This is a genomic window from Sporosarcina sp. FSL K6-6792 (assembly GCF_038004885.1).
Classification (GTDB): Bacteria; Bacillota; Bacilli; order Bacillales_A; family Planococcaceae; genus Sporosarcina; species Sporosarcina psychrophila.
In genome coordinates this window covers 2781439-2800452 of record NZ_JBBOSA010000001.1, presented here as the reverse complement: position 1 = coordinate 2800452, position 19014 = coordinate 2781439, and the positions used below count along the sequence as shown (strand labels likewise).

Genomic DNA, 19014 nt, shown 5'->3' with positions numbered 1-19014 from the left:
GCGCACATATTATCTTTTGAAACAGTTATTGTACAGTAGGTTTACTGTACTGTTTTAATGGCGATGCATTCCTCTCATTATGGATAATAAAGGAATACAGTTCACTTACTTAACTTACAAGATGAAATAGTTGGAAAATGAAACTTTTCTTATGTCTACTATGTATAAGAAGTAGATCCAAAAAAAATAAAAATGGGGGAAATATTATGTATCATAAATCACTAAGGAATTATATTTCAATCATTAGAAAGAAGAACATTAAATTGAAAACTGGAGTCGCCCTATTTATTGTTCTTATTTGTCTTTTAGTTACAGGATGCTCTAAAGCCGAACCACAGGATAAAAATAAAGAGCTCATTCAAGGCTTCCTAGAGTATGAGCTGAATGCTCCTAATGAAGAAGCAATACGTACAATTAACGATCTGGATAAGTGGGTGGAAGAACAGAAAGAGGGTGGACCATTACCATTAGATAGCGAGTATAACACTTATTTAAAGGATACCTATGGACCTTATTTCACGGATAGCGGTTACGATAGATTCGTTTCGACGGGTCATGCATTACTATTTCACGAAGCAGCCAACAAATATGACTATCAAATAACCGTAACTAAAATTGAAGTGGAGCAAAATAAAGACACTCCAACGAATTATAACTTTACGGCTTATATTGATTATGAAAAAAAAGGGAATGAGAAAATTAATGCAGAAATCACGGGTATAGCTATTATACGTGATGAGGGGATAGAGAAAATTACTTACCTTGGTGACAAGGAGATGTTGAGAACACTAACGAAAGGTGATTAAACTACAAAGTCATTTAATGAAATTTCAAAAGGGATTGCCTGACTAACGGATGCACTTAGTTGGAGTAGATAAGTTGTTGTGAAATGTCGCTTACAATTTACCTTTTGGAGTGGGTGCGATTTACGATGTTATTTGTGTGCTTTGTCTCAAAAAGAGAACCCGTTAATTCAAATAGATGTCTACTTTTTTTCGTGTTTTTTATTTTGGTGTATGAAATGGTTGTCATTTTGTCTTATTCGGCCACCTATTATTAGTCAGGTTACTCCTAGATGCAGCTGGGGGCCTGGAGTGTGGCGTAAGCTAATTGGTGATTAATGATACTATTTAACCTGTAAAGGCATGTTAGAGGTGAAACTGAGAAGTCGAAATTGCTTGGTCAACAGCTCGCACGCTTGTAATGAAGGTGGGAACAGATCGAATAACAACTTATAATCACTGGCACTTTCGAAAAGTAAGGGAATGGCTAATGGGTTTTATTTATTAAATATCCATTTTATTGAATGTCAAGCAAGCTCTGCTTCAGCTTGAAGTTTGGAAGGGAAGGGGAAGGAGGGTTTATATTGAACTTAAATAAACGTCCATCTCGACTATTTTTGTGGATGTATACATTACAGTGTACTTGTATACGTTAATGTATACATTTGTAAACATTAATGTGTACAAGTATACAAACGCGTACACAACCAGTAGTGGCGCGTGTATACGTTAATGTGTACAAGTTTACAGCTGGGTACACAATATTACATTTGTGTGTTAAATAGTTGAATTGGATTGACCTGCCAACAAAATTCCAGTACCATTTCAATAGAAAGATAGAATAATTGGGGAGGATGATTTTTATGACAGAAACACGTATTGCAGCAATTGACGTAGGAAACGATTCATTAAAAGCCATTTTCGGTAAATTGGAAGCAGAACTCAATATACCCAATGTAATTGCACAAGATATTGCAGATCGTCCGATTATCGGCATTGAAGAACTAGACAACCAAGAGCCTACTGATGGCATTCATATTCGTTTGCACTCTCCAACATTAAAAGATAACAACGCTATTTACCGTGTTGGGAATCTTGCTACGAAAAGTGGTAATTCAACTGAACTAGATCCAGGTAGCAACAAATCTGAGGAAGATCAAACTTTGGTGATGTTGTTCGCGGCACTTGCAATAGATGCAGCTCGTGATGAGAATAAAGGTATTTTTAAACGTAATAATAATGTAATTGAAGCTACGTATACACTAGGTACAGGACTTCCACTTAGAGAAGTTAAGGAAGGGAAAGACGTTGGTTATCGTTCCCAATTGCTTAGCTCTGTTCACCAAGTAGAATTTTTAGTTACACCTAAATATCAAGGTATAAAAGTAAATATTAAATTTGATGAAGTAAAGGTTTATCCAGAAGGTTTTGCTGCGTTTATCAACCTTGTAATGGATAATAATTTAAACATCATTAATAAAGAATTAATCGATAAACAAATCTTGATACAAGACATCGGTGGATTATCAACGGATGTTGCGGTCATTAGGAATCGTAAAGTTGATGATGATAAGGCGCAAGGCTTTAACTTGGGTGTTTCAGAGTCTCTGGATGCTATTCGAGAAGAAATTTATGTTAGGCATGGCGTAGAGTTGGACAGTCGTCTAGATGTTGTGGACATTATAACGAAGAAAAATAACCGTAATCATATTATGGTAAAAGGAAGCCGGACAAGTGTTCATGACATTGTAGATCGGATTCTCTTGGAGTTAGCGAAAAAGCAATATCGCCATTTACGGAATGTATGGGCAAGAAACTCGCAATCTGAGATCTGCTATTTCATCGGCGGAGGCTCTATTGTCCTTAAAGACTATCTTAAAACGTTAAATAATAGCTTAGATGGTTATAATATCGATTTCTTTGAGGATGAAAAAGAAAGTGTCTGGATGATGGCCAACGCTTATTACAAGTTAATTTCAGACTTTGCGAAAAAAAATCAACAAGTCAAAATTAAAGAAGAAGAAAAGTTAGTTAAAACAAAGTAAGGTGACTATGCATGAATGACGCGGGATTAAAAAGGGGACAGCCCATTACATTTCGTCTCCCATCAGATACATCTGACCACACACTAAAGCAACTGCAAAAGTTAAAAGAAGTCGAAAGAAGAAACTTTTCCAGTAAAATTGCGGAGTTCGTGATAGATGGGGTGAATGACTCACTTTTAAAGCATAGAGAGGCCATAACAATTCCGCTCCCAAAAGGGTTAACTAAAGCGCAACGTGATTGGTTAAAGCACGAACATTCCGAGGCGCTACTAGGGAGTATCGTCTATCAGTTAATGTCCGATCCAATCCGCACAGCTTCTCTCTTTGCATCATTGAACAGCAATGCAATAGATGTAAATGCAGCATTATATTTGCAGGAAGAAACGAGCGCTGCCGTTGAGGTGGAAACAGAACATCAATTGATTAACATAGAGGATGATCTGGATAATTTTGATTGGGAACAGTTAAAGGAGCCAGAAGAAACCTCTGTTGTAGAAGAGGAAGACCCTCTAGCTGACTTCCTTGCCCAGATGAATAAATAATAGTGAGTGCCTGCATAAGAAACCACCATGAATGTTTAAATTTTCATGATGGTCTATTGTACAGGCACTTTTTGTTGTGATTTCTAAGGAATCTAAAACATTGAGATGTTTTCTTTGGAGCATACAAGGGAAAAAGAGTAATAGGGAAGACTACAGCTAGTTTACGAATGGGCTGTATGTCTATTTAGTAAGAAGAATGGGGTGAAGCGGTTATGGAAAAAGTTATTTACATCGTGCGTCATTGCTCCGCAGAAGGACAGGCACCACACGCGGAATTGACTGCTGAAGGGATTTTGCAGGCGGATCAGCTTGTAGCGTTTTTCGAAGATATCGAAGTGGATCGGATTATTACGAGTCCGTTTTCTCGTGCACGTCAGACGGGCTGGCCTATAGCTGAGCGGAAGAAGTTGCATGTAGAGGTGGATAGTCGGCTTATGGAGCGCGTGCTAAGTTCAATGGATTTCGAGGATTGGTTGATAAAGCTGGAAGATACGTTTTTTGACCTTCATCTAAAATATGAGGGTGGGGAATCTTCGAGTGAAGCGATGTCGAGGGTTTGTGATGTTGTGGATGAGCTGGGTGACGGTTCGCGGACAGTGCTTGTGACACACGGGAACTTAATGGCGCTATTATTAAGGTGTTATGATGAGCGATTCGATTTTGGGCAGTGGCAGGCACTGACGAATCCAGACGTGTATGTTATACGGATTAAGGATGGGGACTCAGAAGTGGAAAGAATTTGGGGTTCTGAATAAAAAAACAGGCCGCTGTGATGTCGGCCTATCTAGGTTTTAGTGAATGTTAACCCATTGTAAGATTAGTAATAATGACCACTGCAATAATAACGAGTGCCCCGAAAAGACTGATCCACATGGATTTGTCGGGATTATTCGGTCTGCTGTCTGCTTTATGCATAAACTGCGCCTTCTTTCTGTTTATGTCATTAACTATACTCTTATCGACGATAGAATGGAATAAACTGTTACCACGTGAAACGAGTTTATTATATATATTGAACCTATTTGATGGGGTTTTTTATTTCCATTACTCTATGCTTCTATTGAAAATGGACCAAACATTCCCACAATCTCACACTAGATATGTTACACTTGCTACAAAGCTGAATAGTTTAACAACCACTAGGGGAGCCTTTTTTAGGCTGAGACGTGCATGAATGCGCGGACCCTTGGAACCTGATCCGGATTATACCGGCGTAGGAAAGTGGGTACGCCTTTTACGAATAGTTAAATGGCTAGCCGCTTTCTTACGCCACCGGGAAGCGGCTTTTTAGTATAAATAAAAGGGTGGCGAATCGAATGGTACGTGTGGCATTGACAATTGCGGGGTCGGATAGTGGTGGTGGTGCGGGTATTCAGGCAGACTTGAAGACGTTCCAAGAATTGGGTGTTTTCGGTACGTCGGCACTGACAGCGGTGACAGCGCAAAATACATTTGGAGTGACGGCGATACAGCCGGTTGACACCGCTATTATTAAAGCGCAAATACAGGCAGTTATTGAAGATTTTGATGTTAAAGCGATTAAGACGGGGATGCTCTTTTCGACAGAAATTATCTATGCAGTGGGAGAGGCGTTTCATTGGAGCGGAATTCCACTTGTCATTGATCCGGTAATGATTGCGAAAGGGGGTGCTTCATTGCTAGAAAGACAGGCGGTTGAAGCGTTGAAGACTGTACTTGTACCTCTTGCAGCTATTGTTACACCTAATATTCCAGAAGCAGAAGTGCTTGCAGGAATGGAAATAAAGACGAATGAAGACATAGAACGAGCGGCGAAACATATAATAGCGTTGGGCGCGGGGGCGGTTCTTATTAAAGGGGGCCACCGGAAAGAAGCGCCTTATGCGGAAGATCTGTTCATGGGGGCTGACGGGGAACGGTTCTCGGTTCGCGCACCATGGATTGATACGAAAGATACGCATGGAACAGGGTGTACGTATTCGGCGGCACTGACAGCGTTTTTGGCAAATGGGGAAACGGCAGCGAATGCAGTTGTTTCTGCAAAATGTTTTATACACGCAGCAATTGAAGATGGACTAAAAATTGGTGGCGGCCATGGTCCGACGAATCACTGGGCATATGGACGCCGCGGCAACAAGACAATGGAAGGGGTTGTAGTTTATGGATAAGCAAACAGTTAACTTATATTTCATCATGGGCACAGTGAATTTGGCGGGACGCGACCCGTTACATGTCTTAGAAGAGGCGCTAAAGGGTGGTATAACGAGCTTTCAATTACGTGAAAAAGGGCCTGGTGCATTAACGGGTGAAGAGTTGAAGGCTTTTGCACAGGCGTGTCAGCAATTATGTGAACAATATAGTGTACCTTTCATTGTCAATGATGATATAGGTCTTGCGATTGAAATTGGTGCAGACGGTATTCATATCGGGCAGGAAGACGGATATATTTCGGCAGTGCGTGACAAGGTTGGTCCAGACATGCTAATAGGTGTTTCTACGCATAATGTAACAGAAGCGATTGCGGCAGCTGATGCTGGGGCTGATTATATCGGTCTAGGTCCAGTTTATGAGACACAGACGAAAATGGATACGCAACCGGTTATTGGCATCGAGACAATTAGGGAAGTGGCATCGTTGTTACCTGGTTTACCTATTGTTGCGATTGGTGGAATTTCAGAACGCAGAGCCGGTGCTATCATTAAAGCGGGTGCGTCAGGGGTAGCGGTTATTTCTGCGATTTCTGGAGAAGAAGATCCTGGAGAAGCAGCAAGTCGTTTAAAAGGTGCGGTCCTTCTTTCATTAACAGGTATTGAAATGTAATGTTTAACTGCTCGCGAAATATACCACACTTCCAAGTAAGGGGCGTGGTGTGCGGATGAAAAAGAAACTGTTTGAAATACAAACCGTTTTGCATAAGGCAGATCTAATCTATTTCACATGGAATGATGTCGGCGGAACCTACAAAGTCTATAGAGACGGGCATCATTTGTATGAAGGAACGGTCTCTGAATTTAGTGACGGTGATTTCAAGCATGCGAAACTATATAATTACGTAATCGAACGTGTTGAAGATGGTATTGTAATTGACGTTATTGCATTGCAAACGTCAGCATTTGCTGAACAGAAAAACAAAGAAAGTCCGCTTCAGTCACTTGTCATGACAACGATTGTCGCAAAGACGCAAATTGCATTGTCTTGGGAGGAAATTAAAGATGTCGCTGAATATGATGTCTACCGAAATGGTAAGCATATGACAACGGCGGTCGATAATTCTTACATCGACAGGGATTTTTCGTTGGATGAAATCTATACGTATACGATCGAATCTAAGCGTTCACTTGCGAAGTCGGAAGAACGATTCAACGTCTTTCAGTCGATTGTCTCCACTCTTTTTGGGTTGTTGAATCCAGTTTCGTCGAAGGCAGAAGCGGCGATTGAACGATTTTCGGTGACAAAATCCATTGCCAAACCGAGGGAATTGCTGATACCTGTTCAAGACAGAGTTCGTCTCCCGAATGTAGATAGGTGGGAATTCCGCTACATGACGTTTTTGCAGGATGACTGGGTGTTGAATCCGAATCTATTGTCGCGAAATCGTTATTTTAAAGGGGATGACAGGGGATTCGATTCAAATGGAGCCAGTTATCGGACCCGAGTGGACGTCGAACTGGCATATGACCTTGAACGTTCTCCATTGACGTTTACAAGGGATGTTGGGCCATCGATTGTCTATGATGCTTTTAAGCGCTTTAGGAAACAGGCAACCGCTTCACACGATGGGATTACATTGAAACGGACAAATCACGGGGAAGACGAAGCAGGATTTCATCTCCTGCATGCTGTCGGCAATCCCCTTACAACGGCCCCTGACATTAACTATGAAGTGCGAGCAGTTATGAGGCGGGACGGAACGTTTGATATGACGGGTTACCACGATCAGGCGCCCCATCATGAGATTTACCTGATGCGTGGTGAAGAGAATGAATGGAAACCAATTCACCAAGCGGAAAGTAAGGGGCTCGCGTGGATGTCTGAGGTAATTGCATGGCAGTACTGGCGAATCTCTAATTTTGAATAGTAAACAATGAACTCCTTCCGTTGTCATAAATGGAAGGAGTTCGTTGTTTATCCGGAAAGGAAAAATATGAGTTGCGTAGATAACGAATTATGCATCCCTACTATTCGATAGGATGAACCTTGGTAATAATGAATGTACTGTGACAAGAGGTTATCTCGGATAGCCTCTTTATTTACTTTTAGTGTCTATTATTGAACAAGACAGGCGGTGACTCGTTTCTTACATCTGATTTATACGCTTCAAGCCAACTCGTTGACAAAGAAAACTCTGCTTGATATGATTATCTTGAATTCAAGATAAATAACTTTCTACTAATTCGAGGAGAGAATTGATATGACGAAAAAATCAATGGGCATTCATCACATAACTGCAATCGTCGGACATCCGCAAGAAAACGTCGACTTTTACGCGGGTGTTCTTGGGTTGCGTCTTGTCAAGAAAACCGTCAATTTCGATGATCCGGGGACGTATCATCTTTACTTTGGTAATGGAAACGGTGCACCGGGTACGATCATTACATTTTTCACATGGGCTAATGCTCGCCAAGGAACAATTGGGGATGGCCAAGTCGGTGTTACGTCGTACGTAGTACCGGTCGGGGCAATGACTTTCTGGGAAAACCGTCTTGAGAAATTTAAGATTGCGTTTAGCAGATCAAACCGCTTTGGCGAAACGTATGTATCATTTGATGATCCACACGGTTTGAGAATTGAGATTGTCGAGCGAGAAGATGGGGTAAAGAATGAATGGATGGTTGGTGAAATAACAGCGGATGTCGCTATAAAAGGGTTTGGCGGCGCAACGCTATTATCTACACAACCTGAAAAAACGGCTCATCTTCTTGAACAAGTTATGGGGCTTGAAAAAATCGGTGAAGAAGGCGAATACATCCGGTTTCGCTCAACAGCGGACATCGGCAATATCGTCGATTTGAAAACGACATCATCAGGTCGTGCACAAATGGGTGTCGGCACAGTTCACCATATCGCTTGGCGTGCTGAAGATGATGCGGATCAACTGGACTGGAAATCACTTGTTGAAGAAAACGGTTATGGTGTGACACCAGTGAAAGACAGAAATTATTTCAATGCGATTTACTTCCGAGAACACGGGAATATTTTGTTTGAAATTGCAACGGATGCACCAGGCTTTGCACATGACGAGTCCGTGGAGACGATGGGAGAAAATCTTATGCTTCCAACGCAATATGAGCACAGTCGCGAACAGCTGGAATCTTCTTTGATCCCTTTTGAAGTGCGCGAAATTGATTGATACGAGGAGAGATATGCTATGAAACATATTTATAAACCAGGAAAAGATGCTTCAAAACCGGTGTTACTTTTGCTTCACGGCACAGGAGGCACAGAACAGGATTTACTGGGACTTGCCGACTTAATTGATCCCGATGCTGGCGTACTAAGTGTTCGAGGAAATGTCCTTGAAAACGGCATGCCACGTTTCTTCCGTAGATTGGCGGAAGGGGTATTCGATGAGGAGGATTTAATCTTCCGTACGAAGGAATTGAATGCGTTTCTGGATGAAGCTGCAAAAGAAAATAGTTTTGACAGGTTGAATGTCATTGCGGTTGGTTATTCTAATGGAGCGAACATCGCAGCAAGCCTGCTGTTCCATTATGCAGAGGCTTTGAAAGGCGCCATTCTTCATCACCCGATGGTACCAAGGCGCGGAATCGACTTGCCAGATTTAGCTGGCATTCCGGTGTTCATCACCGCAGGAAAAAATGATCCGATTTGCCCTGCGAAGGAGTCAGAAGATCTCAAGGAATTATTGGCAGGCGCGGGCGCAGCGACGGAAGTTCACTGGGAAATGAATGGTCATTCGCTAACACGTACGGAAGTGGACGCAGCGGCAGAGTGGTACAAAACAACATTTGTGAAATGATAAAAGAAGCGGAGATAAAAAAATGAGTTTTTTAGACAGGTTATTCGGCAAAACAACTACAACAAGTAAAGAGGAGACAGTAAACATGACAAAAACAAAAACAGCAATCGTCTATTACAGTTCAGGAGGTACGAACTACCAATTGGCACAGTGGGCTGCTGAGGCGGCTGAAGCAGCGGGTTCTGAAGTACGACTAATGAAAGTGGCTGAAACAGCTCCCCAAGCTGCAATCGATTCATCTCCGGGCTGGAAAGCGCATGCTGAAGCAACGAAAGATGTTCCTGTTGCAACGGGAGAAGATCTTGAGTGGGCGGACGCGATTATCTTTAGTGTACCGACACGTTTCGGTAACGTACCTGGGCAAATCCAGAGTTTCATCGATACATTAGGTGGTCTTTGGTTCCAAGGCAAGCTCGCTAATAAAGCTGTAAGCGCAATGTCTTCTGCACAAAACCCACATGGCGGTCAGGAAGCAACAATCCTTTCCTTGTACACAACGATGTACCACTGGGGAGCAATTGTTGCGGCACCAGGTTTCACCGACGCAGTTACATTTGCAGCTGGCGGTAACCCGTACGGTACAAGCGTAACTGTCGGACAAGATGGGAAAATAGCGGATGACGAAGCGGCAATTAAAGCGGCAGTTGCTCATCAGGCGGGACGTACAGTAAAAGTTGGAACAGCATTGAAAAGTATGAACGCATAACACGTAATACGAAGAAAGCCGACCTTATGATGGGTCGGCTTTTTCGATTTTTATACATAAGTAGAACGTAGATGACAGGCTAGGTGTATTTTCAAAGAGTCTTCATTGTCGTTTAAGTCGAGTTGCAGTACGTGTTCAATTTTTCGAATGCGCTGGTATAGTGTGTTGATGTGAATATGTAGTTTTTTAGCTGTTTTTGTAGCGGAACGGTTTGATTCAAAATAGGTCAGCAAGGTTTCTTCCAACTCGGACTTTTTTTCATGAGGGTAGGATAGGGGAAGAAAGACCTCATCGATAAATTGTTGGATTTCCCTGGGCGACTGATTTAAAAAGAGCTTGTTTAACCCAATGTTTTCGTAACGAATGATATCCAGTCGATTACGTGAAGTTAGGTAGGTCAGTGTTTTGTTCGCTTCTTCGTAAATCTTTTTAATGGCGTGTAATCCTTTATAAGTCGAGCTAATGCCAGCGCGGAAAGATTGTTGATCCTTCGCATCCCACTCTTCTTTGACGACGTCGAACTTTTGTTGGAAGATCTTAAAGTGGCTGGATTCTGTTATAGAGGCGAAGAAGATGACTCGATTTTGTAACCCATAAATCATTGTTTCAGTCTTGGGTAGTTCGTTTTTTAATTTCAGTACTAGATGGTGAATCTTGATTTCCAGTAGCTGCAAATCTGTGTAATTTGGTATTTCAAAAATCGCCATAAACCAATGAGTGGAGGCGTTTAGGCCGAACTCCTTTGCGAGTGTTTCAAGATGTTCATCGTTCTTTGCGTTTAACAGCGCAAGGAATTGTTCGTGCGTCTTTTTATAAAAGTATTCAGTGACGGTTTGATTTTTGATTAATTCCAAAGCTAATATGGAACTGCCTTGTTCGAGTGCAATTCGGTCTGACTCGGAAATTTCTTCTGTCACGTGAATCAGGAAACACCCAAGAAAAACAGGGCCATTATAAACAGGGTAGATATAATAGGTTTTTACGGAAGGGTGATTCGCTTTGAGGTGGACAGGTTTCCTTCTTGTTAAAAAGATCTTTTTCAGTTCAAATTGATCGAAATTAGGTATTTCATTAGGGTCATGTAAATAGAATTTGTCTTCAATGACGTTGAAAAAGGTAACGGGTGAATTGAGCATTAGGTTGAATTCATGGACGATTGCCTCGAGACCTTTATTCTCCAACGAAATAGTGGTCAATGTTTCATGCACTTTATGCCTTTTTTGAAGTTGAATATTTCGTTCTTCCAGCTGCGCACTTAACTGCGTAATTTTTTCGATTCGATTATTTGCTTCTGTAAAGTACTGTGCATTTTGAATGGCGATAGCGGCTTGTTCAGCAAACGCCTGCAGTAGGAGAAGATCATGTTCATCCAACACTTTTTTTCGATGCCATTGATGGGTAATCATGATGCCAATCCTTTTATCTTCAATGGAAATGGGTACGCAAATAAGTGCTTCTGGGATGTTTGCGGATGAAATAATATGATGAAAGTTCGATTTTGAAACATGGTGATAATCCATTGCCTTGAGTATTTCTTCTTTGGAGTTGAATATCAGTCCTAGCCCATCCTCGAATACAGTCCCTGTAATAGATTCTCCTGGTTTCACTTTGAAATTGTAAATGTTGTCATTAAACCCAAGTGGTGCTTTTACTAGTAGCCGCTCTGTCCCCACGTCGTAAAGCATTAAATACCCTGCATCTGTAGCTGGAATCACTTTGAGTGCATTCCGCATAATTTCCCCCAAAACTTCGTCAAGGTCCAAACTGGAAGTGATTGAACGAATGCTGTCGACTAAAACTGTCAGTTCAACATCTCTTAACTTCCCTTGTAATAAAGGATTAGTTGTCTTATCTGTTTTCATCTCTTTTCTCCTTCCGGTGGTGTAGAGATATCTATATAATTCACTAAAACAGTGTATGAATGCACATTGTTATCACACTAATTCCAGTGTATAGTAATGAACATAAATTGAAAAGAGCAAAAATTCTAATAATGTAAGCGCTTTATTATTTACCCTGCGAATTAGTTGTAATACGAAAATAGTAACCGTTTAAAATTGCCGGTGACAAAACGTAATGAGGAGGAAAGAAGATGGAACAAGTTTTGAAAGTAGCAAACAGCTTCCCAATATGGATTATTGCGGCTCTCGTCATTGGTATTGTTATATTCCAAGCAGTTGTCTTCATCAGGCTTGCTTCAAAAACAGCTCCCTCTGTTGGACTGACAACTTTGGAGGTGAAGTCGGTCGTGCGGACGGGGGCAATCAGTTCGTTAGGGCCTTCTTTTGCAATTATTATCGTCGCGATTTCCTTAATTACTTTCCTTGGAAATCCGGTTACACTCATGCGAATCGGTATCGTCGGATCGGCACCAATCGAAACGGTCGGCGCGAGTCTAGGAGCACAGGCGGCCGGCTCGGAACTGGGTTCGTCGACATTTACTGAACAAGCATTCACGACTGCAGTTTGGGTCATGTGTCTTGGTGGAATGGGCTGGTTATTGGTTACTGCGTTATTCACGAAATCACTGGGTAAGTTTCAAGAGAAAATTTCGAGAAAAAATAGCAATGTTAAACTGTTGAGTATTGTTTCGACTGCAGCAATGATAGGGGCTTTTGGTTATTTTGGTGCAGGGCAAATGATAAAAGGGATCAATGAGACGGTGGTATTTATAGCTGCATTTCTTGTCATGCCGGTTATCATATGGGCTTCTAATAAGTTTAAAATGAATTGGTTAAGAGAATGGTCTCTCGGATTAGTTATTGTTGTGGGGTTATCAATAGGACTGTTACTAACTTAACGAGGAAGGCAGGAGAAACGGTATGACGATTATGAATGAAGCGGAAACTGAAGTGATGACGCAAGGGGATTTACGGACGAAGGAGACAGGTACAACACTCGATTTTGCAACGTTTCATGCCAAATCACATTTTTGGGGACGCTTGACGATTTGGAGCGTTATCGTACTGACGTTGGCTTTGCCTCTCTATCTATCGTTTGGTCTTGGTTTTCATCCGGGATGGTCACCAATACTGTCCGGGTTCCTTGCTTATGCATCGATTATTGCGGTAGTGTGGTTTATTGAACCAATTAGTTATTATCCGATTTTGGGTGTTTCGGGCACTTATCTTGCTTTTTTAACTGGCAATATAGGTAATATGTGTCTGCCAAGTGCATCAATTGCTCAAAGTGTAGTCGGTGCAGAACCTGGGACGAAAAAAGGGGAAGTAACAGCAACGCTCGCTATAGCAGCGGCTTCCATCGTCAATACAGTCATTCTTGTGTTCGCGATTCTTTTCGGTTCATATCTGATTGCATTGTTGCCGGCAACATTGACCGCTAGCTTCCAGTTTGTCCTGCCAGCCATTTTTGGTGGGGTTATTGCTCAATTTGCCATTAAGAAACCGCTATGGGGCATCGTTGGATTGGCTTTTGGACTACTGGTTAACTTGGGCCCGGTACCGGCTTCAATGAAAACGTTTCTTTGTATACTAGGAACAGTCGTTGCTTGTATACTTCTTGAGAAGTTAAAAAACAAAAAGGCAGCAGAATAATAAAGGGGGCTACTAGTTATGAGTCAACGAGTAGAAGAAGTAATTAAGACGAAAAAGGAATTAATGCAACTGCTAGAAAGTCGTAAAGACGAAATGATAGCAATTCGACGCTTTTTACATGAGAATCCGGAACTGTCTTTTAAAGAAGAAAAAACTGCGCAATATATCGCTGACTTTTATAAAGGAAAAGATGTAGAAGTGCAGACGAATGTTGGTAATGGATATGGAATCATCGTAACAATTAAAGGGGATAAGCCCGGTAAGACAATCGGACTTCGTGCTGACTTTGATGCGTTGCCGATTCATGAAGCGACAGATGTTCCGTTCAAATCGAAAAATGACGGCGTGATGCATGCATGTGGACATGACGGGCATACCGCGTACATGTTAATTCTTGCGGATTGTCTCATTCAGATGAAATCATCGATTGCGGGTACAATTAAAATTATTCACCAACATGCGGAGGAAACGCCGCCGGGTGGAGCAAAGAGTATTGTTGAATCAGGTGTGCTAGATGATTTGGATCTAGTTTTTGGGACGCATTTATTCCCTTCGCATTCAACAGGTACGATTGGTTATCGCAGCGGCTTTGCAATGGCGGGGAGAACGTATTTTAAATTGGTGATTCAAGGAAGTGGCGGTCATGGATCATCCCCGCATCAGTCGAACGATCCGATTATTGCAGGTGCTCATTTTGTAACGGCAATCCAGACCATTGTCAGTAGGCGTTTAAATCCGTTTGAAATGGGTGTTGTTACAATCGGTTCATTTGACGGAAAAGGTTCGTTTAATGTTATCAAAGATAGCATAGAGCTTGAAGGTGATGTCCGGTATATGAATGAGGATACCCAGCAGTTAATTTCCCGGGAAATTCATCGCATTGTGAGCGGCATTGAACTGGAGTTTGACGTCAGGTGCGAGTTGACGTATACGGCTGATTATCCGCCGCTTTATAATGACCCAGCGGTGACTGAAGAAGTTGTTTCCATTTTGAAAAAATCAGATGATCCCGATATCAAAGAAGTTGTGGAATTCCCCGTCTTTTCGGGGTCAGAAGACTTTGCGTATTACTTGGAAAAAGTTCCAGGCGTTTTCTTTAATATTGGTTGCAAACCTAAAGGCGTAGAAAGGGCGTTCATGAATCATCACCCAAAATTTGATATTGATGAAGATGCCCTTCTGGTTTCAGCAAAATCTGTTGCTGAAGTAGTTTGTAGTTATTACGATATTGATTAATGAGACGAAAGCCGGCCTATTGAATAGGTCGGTTTTTTGTTTGGAAACTAGTTGATCTTTGGTGAAAGAATGGCCTATTGCATCCGATCATATATGTTGTTAAACGAGCGTAACCCCGGTGAGTCCGATCATATATGTTGTTAACCGAGCATAACCCTGGTGTGACCGATCATATAACAAGTGACCCGATCATAACCCCGGCGCATCCGATCGTATATCAAGTGAACCAATCATAACCCACGCGCGACCGATCATATAACAGGCGAACCGATCATAACCCCCGCGCGTCCGATCATATAACAGGCGAACCGATCATAACCCCGGCGCATCCGATCGTATAACAGACGAACCGATCATAACCCTATGCGTCCGATCATATAACAAGTGACCCGATCATAACCCCGGCGCATCCGATCGTATATCAAGTGAACCAATCCTAACCCACGAGCGTCCGATCATATAACAGGCGAACCGATCATATAACAAGTGACCCGATCATAACCCCGTGCAGCCGATCATATAACAAGTGAACCAAGCATAACCCTCGCGCGTCCGATCATATAACAGGCGAACCGATCATAACCCCGGCGCATCCGATCATATATCAAGTGAACCAAGCATAACCCTCGCGCGTCCGATCATATAACAGACGACCCGATCATAACCCCCATGCATCCGATCATATATCAAGTGACTCGATCATAACCCCGTGCAGCCGATCATATAACAGACGAACCGATCATAACCCCATGCGACCGATCATATAACAAGTGACCCGATTATAACCCCCGCGAGTCCGATCGTATAACAAGCGACCCGATCATAACCCCCGCACACCCGATCATATGCCTTATAAAAACCGAAGTACGTCTAAGCATCTGACCGTACTTTTACAAGATTAGAACAGAAATAAGTAACTTCATCTCAAAAGCCGATCTTTCGAAAAGATCGACTTTTGCAATTAGCTTATTTAACTTTCTCTGGACGCGGCCAGATGAAGTACGAAATAGAAATGACAAAGTCAATCCCGAGCACGAGTGCCCATACTTTCAAAGTAGAGGATAGTGCTTCTGTTCTTGCTGGATCCCCAATGAAATAAATCATTGCGACAAGGAAAGCACCGCCGATAATATAAGCGAGCAGATGCTGCAATGTGCCCTTCATCGAGTGTCGAGCGTATTCAAATCCGGCTTTACGCACCGGTTTTGTGCCCGTTTTTTGAATGTAGTAACGAAACCGTTCATCAGCCCAGCGGATTATGCTTTTGCCGAACGCGATAGAAGACCCGAGATAGATTGCCGCGATGGCGTGTACTTGTGTTGCGGTTGCCCCGTTGTATAGATCAGTTGCTGTGACGATGAGTAATAGTAAATCGATAACTGGTGTCAAAGCAAGGAAGAAAAAACCGAGCTTTTCGCGTTTGAAAATATAGCGGGTGATAAGTCCGAGAGCAATGACGACCCAGAAACCAATTTCGCACGCAACGATTGTCCAAGCAATGAAATTCATAGGAACACCTCTTTTCAATCGAGTTGTAGTGAGTAGATTTATCATAGCACACCGATTATATGACTAACTGCAACAAGATTATCACCACCGCGGAGTATCTTGTCACCGACTCAACTGTGTTTATCACCGGCATGGAGCGTGTTATCACCGACTCAATGGGGTTTATCACCGGCATCGAGCCTATTATCACCGCCAAGCACAAAAAAACGGAAAAGCCAAACCAGCTTTTCCGTTCCTTCAATTAATCACTTATTCAAATAAGCCCATGCATACTGCGCATATAGTTCTGCTCCAGTAACGAGCGCATCTTCATCAATATCGAAGTTGCCGTGGTGATGTGACCACTCCGTATCTTTTTCAGGATTACCACTACCAACAAGTGCAAAACTGCCAGGTGCTTTGTCGAGGAAAAACGAGAAATCTTCGGCACCCATCGTCGGTTTTTCATCATAGACAACGTCTGGACCGAATGCTTCAGCTGCAACTTGTTGAACAAGGTTTGCGCTCTCTTCGTCGTTGACAACGGGTTGTGTTCCACGGATATACTCAACTTCCGCAGTTGCGCCGTACATGTCAGCAACGCTTTTGGCGTATTGTGAAATGCTTGTTTCGATTTGATCGCGGACGTCTTGATTGAACGTACGAACGGTTCCTTCAATCAAAGCATTCTCAGCGATAATGTTGAAACGCGTGCCGACCTCCATTTTACCGACAGTCAGGACCGCTGCTTGCTGCGGGTCAATCGTCCGTGAAACGACAGTCTGGACATTCATAACGAACGAAGAAGCAACAAGTGCCGCGTCGATACAGTCTTGCGGCATGGCACCATGTCCGCCTTTACCTGTGAAGTGGACTTTGAAAATGTCAGCTGCAGCGAATGAGGGGCCTGGTGTACAAGAAACTTTATGCGTCGGCATTTGCGACCAAATGTGGATGCCGAAAACATTGTCGACGCCGTCCATTGCACCTTGATTGACCATCGCTTTTGCGCCTTGCGCAATTTCTTCTGCGGGTTGGAAGAGCAGGCGTACGTTACCCGGCAGTTCATCTTTCACATCGGATAATGCTTTTGCAGCGATTAGCAACATCGATGTGTGTGCATCATGGCCGCATGCATGCATCTTTCCTTCAATCTTGGAAGCATAAGGTACATGCGTGTTTAATTGTTCAACAGAGAGTGCATCCATATCGCCGCGCAGTGCGACTGTTTTGCCGCCCGACGTACCTTTGATTTCAGCAATAACGCCAGTAGGTTCTGTCTTGCGGTAGGGAATACCGAGTTCGTCTAAATAGGCACAAACGAACGCAGTTGTTTTTACTTCTTCGAACGACAGTTCTGGTTCGCTATGTAATTTGCGTCGCAGTGCCGTCAGTTCGTCGCTATAGTTTGTGATAGCATCTTTTATTTTTTGATTGATCATGTTGTTTTAGCCTCCGTTAATCGCTTTACCGCTTCATAGATAATAGTCGTGCCGTCTGCAAGGTGACCTGGATCCGACCATTCTTCCGGACAATGACTTAGCCCGTCTTTGCTTGGGATAAACACCATTCCGCAAGCCGTATAATCTGAAAATACCATTGCATCGTGGCCCGCACCGCTATTAATTGAACAATAAGGAATTTCAAGATGGTCGCTCGCTTCTTTTAATAAAGAGCGGATGCTGCTATCGAGTTCTTTCGGCTCAATGTAGAGTTGCTGTTCAATTGACGTGCGAATACCGTTGCCATCTTGTTGTACAATCAATTCTTCCACTTTGCGAACTGCATTCAGTACATGCTCTTCTTTACCTGAACGAATGTCTACGCTAAAGACAACTTTGTCTGGGATAACATTTGCGCCGTTCGGAAAGACGTTCAACCGACCCGTTGTAATGACAGTTCCTTGACCTTCACCGCTTGCAATACCTGGGAGGGCGGCAATGATGTGCGCCGCGGAAACAAGCGCATCGGAGCGCCGATCCATTGGTGTTGTACCGGCATGTCCAGCTTGGCCTTGTACAGTCACTTCCAATTGAGTCAGTCCAACAATTGCTTCAACGACACCAATTTGAATGTTTGTCTCCTCGAGAATAGGGCCTTGTTCGATGTGCAACTCTAGAAAGGCTTTAATCGTTTTCGGATCTCGTTTTTTCGCATTCGCTGGGTTGACCGAGATATCTGCCATCGCATCTACTGCTAAAACGCCATCTTTATCAGCAAGTGTTTTGAAATCTTCTGCTGTCAATAAACCCATCATCCCACGTGAGCCCATTAGGCCACCGCCAAAACGGGAACCTTCTTCTTCAACAAGCGCAATGATTTCAAGCGGGTAGGCTGGCTTAAGATGGTTCTCTTTGAACAATGCAGCAACTTCTAATCCGACAACAACGCCTGCAGCACCGTCATACGCGCCACCATTCGGTACAGAGTCAAAGTGAGAGCCGACGATAACAGAAGGTGCGTCAGGTAAAGTTCCTTCAAGCTTGCCGAAGATATTGCCGAACCCGTCTTCCGTCACTGTTAGATTGTACTCCGCCATTTTTTCTTTAATATAATTCCGAGCCTGTAAATCTTCTTGGCTATAGGTAAGCCGCGTTACACCCGCACCTGGCGTAGCTGTAAATCGGCTCAACAATTCGATATGTTGTTCAATCCGTTGTTGATTGGCTGTCATATCTAGTCCTCCTAGTAGCATCATTCAA

The 19014-nt window shown here is 42.8% G+C and carries 17 protein-coding genes and 1 riboswitch; of the genes, 13 read left to right on the top strand and 4 right to left on the bottom strand.

Translation table 11 applies throughout. The annotated features are described in order from the left end of the window. The first annotated feature begins 206 nt into the window (after window positions 1-206). The 10 genes from MKZ26_RS13750 (at window position 207) to wrbA (ending at window position 10034) form a co-directional block, all read left to right on the top strand. A complete protein-coding gene (locus MKZ26_RS13750) occupies window positions 207-806 on the top strand; it encodes a hypothetical protein (RefSeq protein WP_340766519.1) in 600 nt (199 codons plus the stop codon). Window positions 807-1645: 839 nt separating this feature from the next. Continuing rightward, the gene (locus tag MKZ26_RS13745) at window positions 1646-2827 is read left to right on the top strand and encodes a ParM/StbA family protein (RefSeq protein ID WP_067204556.1); all 1182 of its coding nucleotides are present in this window, start codon (window positions 1646-1648) and stop codon (window positions 2825-2827) included. 11 nt (window positions 2828-2838) lie between these two features. Continuing rightward, window positions 2839-3369 (top strand): hypothetical protein, encoded by a 531-nt coding sequence (locus MKZ26_RS13740; RefSeq protein ID WP_187046424.1) that lies wholly within the window; start codon window positions 2839-2841, stop codon window positions 3367-3369. A gap of 212 nt (window positions 3370-3581) precedes the next feature. Continuing rightward, window positions 3582-4124: a histidine phosphatase family protein gene (locus MKZ26_RS13735; protein WP_340766518.1), complete on the top strand. Its 543-nt coding sequence runs from the start codon at window positions 3582-3584 to the stop codon at window positions 4122-4124. A 376-nt stretch (window positions 4125-4500) separates the two neighbouring features. After that, window positions 4501-4606, top strand: a riboswitch (TPP riboswitch). 79 nt (window positions 4607-4685) lie between these two features. Then, complete coding sequence (thiD, locus tag MKZ26_RS13730) at window positions 4686-5516, top strand: bifunctional hydroxymethylpyrimidine kinase/phosphomethylpyrimidine kinase (protein WP_067204574.1); 831 nt, start codon at window positions 4686-4688, stop codon at window positions 5514-5516. Continuing rightward, window positions 5509-6168 carry a thiamine phosphate synthase gene (gene thiE / locus MKZ26_RS13725; RefSeq protein WP_067204577.1) on the top strand — a complete coding sequence of 220 codons (660 nt, stop codon included), beginning with the start codon at window positions 5509-5511 and terminating at the stop codon, window positions 6166-6168. Before thiD ends, thiE begins: the two co-directional genes overlap by 8 nt. A 55-nt stretch (window positions 6169-6223) precedes the next feature. After that, complete coding sequence (locus MKZ26_RS13720) at window positions 6224-7426, top strand: DUF3238 domain-containing protein (protein WP_340766517.1); 1203 nt, start codon at window positions 6224-6226, stop codon at window positions 7424-7426. A 333-nt stretch (window positions 7427-7759) separates the two neighbouring features. Continuing rightward, entirely contained in the window at window positions 7760-8698 is a 939-nt protein-coding gene (locus MKZ26_RS13715; protein ID WP_340766516.1) for a ring-cleaving dioxygenase, read from the top strand. 18 nt (window positions 8699-8716) lie between these two features. Beyond that, a complete protein-coding gene (locus MKZ26_RS13710) occupies window positions 8717-9328 on the top strand; it encodes an alpha/beta hydrolase (RefSeq protein WP_340766515.1) in 612 nt (203 codons plus the stop codon). A 22-nt stretch (window positions 9329-9350) separates the two neighbouring features. Further along, a complete protein-coding gene (gene wrbA / locus MKZ26_RS13705; protein WP_340766514.1) occupies window positions 9351-10034 on the top strand; it encodes an NAD(P)H:quinone oxidoreductase in 684 nt (227 codons plus the stop codon). Between the two features lie 50 nt (window positions 10035-10084). Here the strand turns inward: wrbA and MKZ26_RS13700 are convergent, their stop codons facing one another. Beyond that, on the bottom strand, window positions 10085-11896 hold the full coding sequence (locus MKZ26_RS13700) for a helix-turn-helix domain-containing protein (protein WP_340766513.1): 1812 nt from the start codon (window positions 11894-11896) through the stop codon (window positions 10085-10087). A gap of 230 nt (window positions 11897-12126) precedes the next feature. Between MKZ26_RS13700 and MKZ26_RS13695 the strand changes: the two genes are divergently transcribed. Genes MKZ26_RS13695 through MKZ26_RS13685 form a run of 3 tightly spaced genes read left to right on the top strand, consistent with a single transcriptional unit; the run spans window position 12127 to window position 14824 of the window. Continuing rightward, window positions 12127-12834, top strand: coding sequence for a DUF5058 family protein (locus MKZ26_RS13695; protein ID WP_340766512.1), 708 nt, complete (start codon window positions 12127-12129; stop codon window positions 12832-12834). A 22-nt stretch (window positions 12835-12856) separates the two neighbouring features. Next, window positions 12857-13588, top strand: a complete 732-nt coding sequence (locus MKZ26_RS13690) for a small-conductance mechanosensitive channel (RefSeq protein WP_340766511.1) — start codon at window positions 12857-12859, stop codon at window positions 13586-13588. Window positions 13589-13606: 18 nt separating this feature from the next. Further along, window positions 13607-14824: a M20 family metallopeptidase gene (locus tag MKZ26_RS13685; protein WP_340766510.1), complete on the top strand. Its 1218-nt coding sequence runs from the start codon at window positions 13607-13609 to the stop codon at window positions 14822-14824. 966 nt (window positions 14825-15790) lie between these two features. Here the strand turns inward: MKZ26_RS13685 and MKZ26_RS13680 are convergent. The 3 genes from MKZ26_RS13680 to MKZ26_RS13670 all read right to left on the bottom strand — a co-directional run bounded on the left by MKZ26_RS13680 (window position 15791) and on the right by MKZ26_RS13670 (window position 18986). Continuing rightward, complete coding sequence (locus MKZ26_RS13680) at window positions 15791-16333, bottom strand: hypothetical protein (protein ID WP_340766509.1); 543 nt, start codon at window positions 16331-16333, stop codon at window positions 15791-15793. A gap of 245 nt (window positions 16334-16578) precedes the next feature. Further along, entirely contained in the window at window positions 16579-17754 is a 1176-nt protein-coding gene (locus MKZ26_RS13675) for a M20 metallopeptidase family protein (RefSeq protein WP_340766508.1), read from the bottom strand. Then, a complete protein-coding gene (locus MKZ26_RS13670) occupies window positions 17751-18986 on the bottom strand; it encodes a Zn-dependent hydrolase (RefSeq protein ID WP_340766507.1) in 1236 nt (411 codons plus the stop codon). Before MKZ26_RS13670 ends, MKZ26_RS13675 begins: the two co-directional genes overlap by 4 nt. Window positions 18987-19014 lie beyond the last annotated feature (28 nt).

Coding starts and splice junctions, on each gene's coding strand:
- MKZ26_RS13750 (WP_340766519.1), top strand. CDS start 207: ATGTATCATAAATCACTAAGGAATTATATTTCAATCATTAGAAAGAAG.
- MKZ26_RS13745 (WP_067204556.1), top strand. CDS start 1,646: ATGACAGAAACACGTATTGCAGCAATTGACGTAGGAAACGATTCATTA.
- MKZ26_RS13740 (WP_187046424.1), top strand. CDS start 2,839: ATGAATGACGCGGGATTAAAAAGGGGACAGCCCATTACATTTCGTCTC.
- MKZ26_RS13735 (WP_340766518.1), top strand. CDS start 3,582: ATGGAAAAAGTTATTTACATCGTGCGTCATTGCTCCGCAGAAGGACAG.
- thiD (WP_067204574.1), top strand. CDS start 4,686: ATGGTACGTGTGGCATTGACAATTGCGGGGTCGGATAGTGGTGGTGGT.
- thiE (WP_067204577.1), top strand. CDS start 5,509: ATGGATAAGCAAACAGTTAACTTATATTTCATCATGGGCACAGTGAAT.
- MKZ26_RS13720 (WP_340766517.1), top strand. CDS start 6,224: ATGAAAAAGAAACTGTTTGAAATACAAACCGTTTTGCATAAGGCAGAT.
- MKZ26_RS13715 (WP_340766516.1), top strand. CDS start 7,760: ATGACGAAAAAATCAATGGGCATTCATCACATAACTGCAATCGTCGGA.
- MKZ26_RS13710 (WP_340766515.1), top strand. CDS start 8,717: ATGAAACATATTTATAAACCAGGAAAAGATGCTTCAAAACCGGTGTTA.
- wrbA (WP_340766514.1), top strand. CDS start 9,351: ATGAGTTTTTTAGACAGGTTATTCGGCAAAACAACTACAACAAGTAAA.
- MKZ26_RS13700 (WP_340766513.1), bottom strand. CDS start 11,896: ATGAAAACAGATAAGACAACTAATCCTTTATTACAAGGGAAGTTAAGA.
- MKZ26_RS13695 (WP_340766512.1), top strand. CDS start 12,127: ATGGAACAAGTTTTGAAAGTAGCAAACAGCTTCCCAATATGGATTATT.
- MKZ26_RS13690 (WP_340766511.1), top strand. CDS start 12,857: ATGACGATTATGAATGAAGCGGAAACTGAAGTGATGACGCAAGGGGAT.
- MKZ26_RS13685 (WP_340766510.1), top strand. CDS start 13,607: ATGAGTCAACGAGTAGAAGAAGTAATTAAGACGAAAAAGGAATTAATG.
- MKZ26_RS13680 (WP_340766509.1), bottom strand. CDS start 16,333: ATGAATTTCATTGCTTGGACAATCGTTGCGTGCGAAATTGGTTTCTGG.
- MKZ26_RS13675 (WP_340766508.1), bottom strand. CDS start 17,754: ATGATCAATCAAAAAATAAAAGATGCTATCACAAACTATAGCGACGAA.
- MKZ26_RS13670 (WP_340766507.1), bottom strand. CDS start 18,986: ATGACAGCCAATCAACAACGGATTGAACAACATATCGAATTGTTGAGC.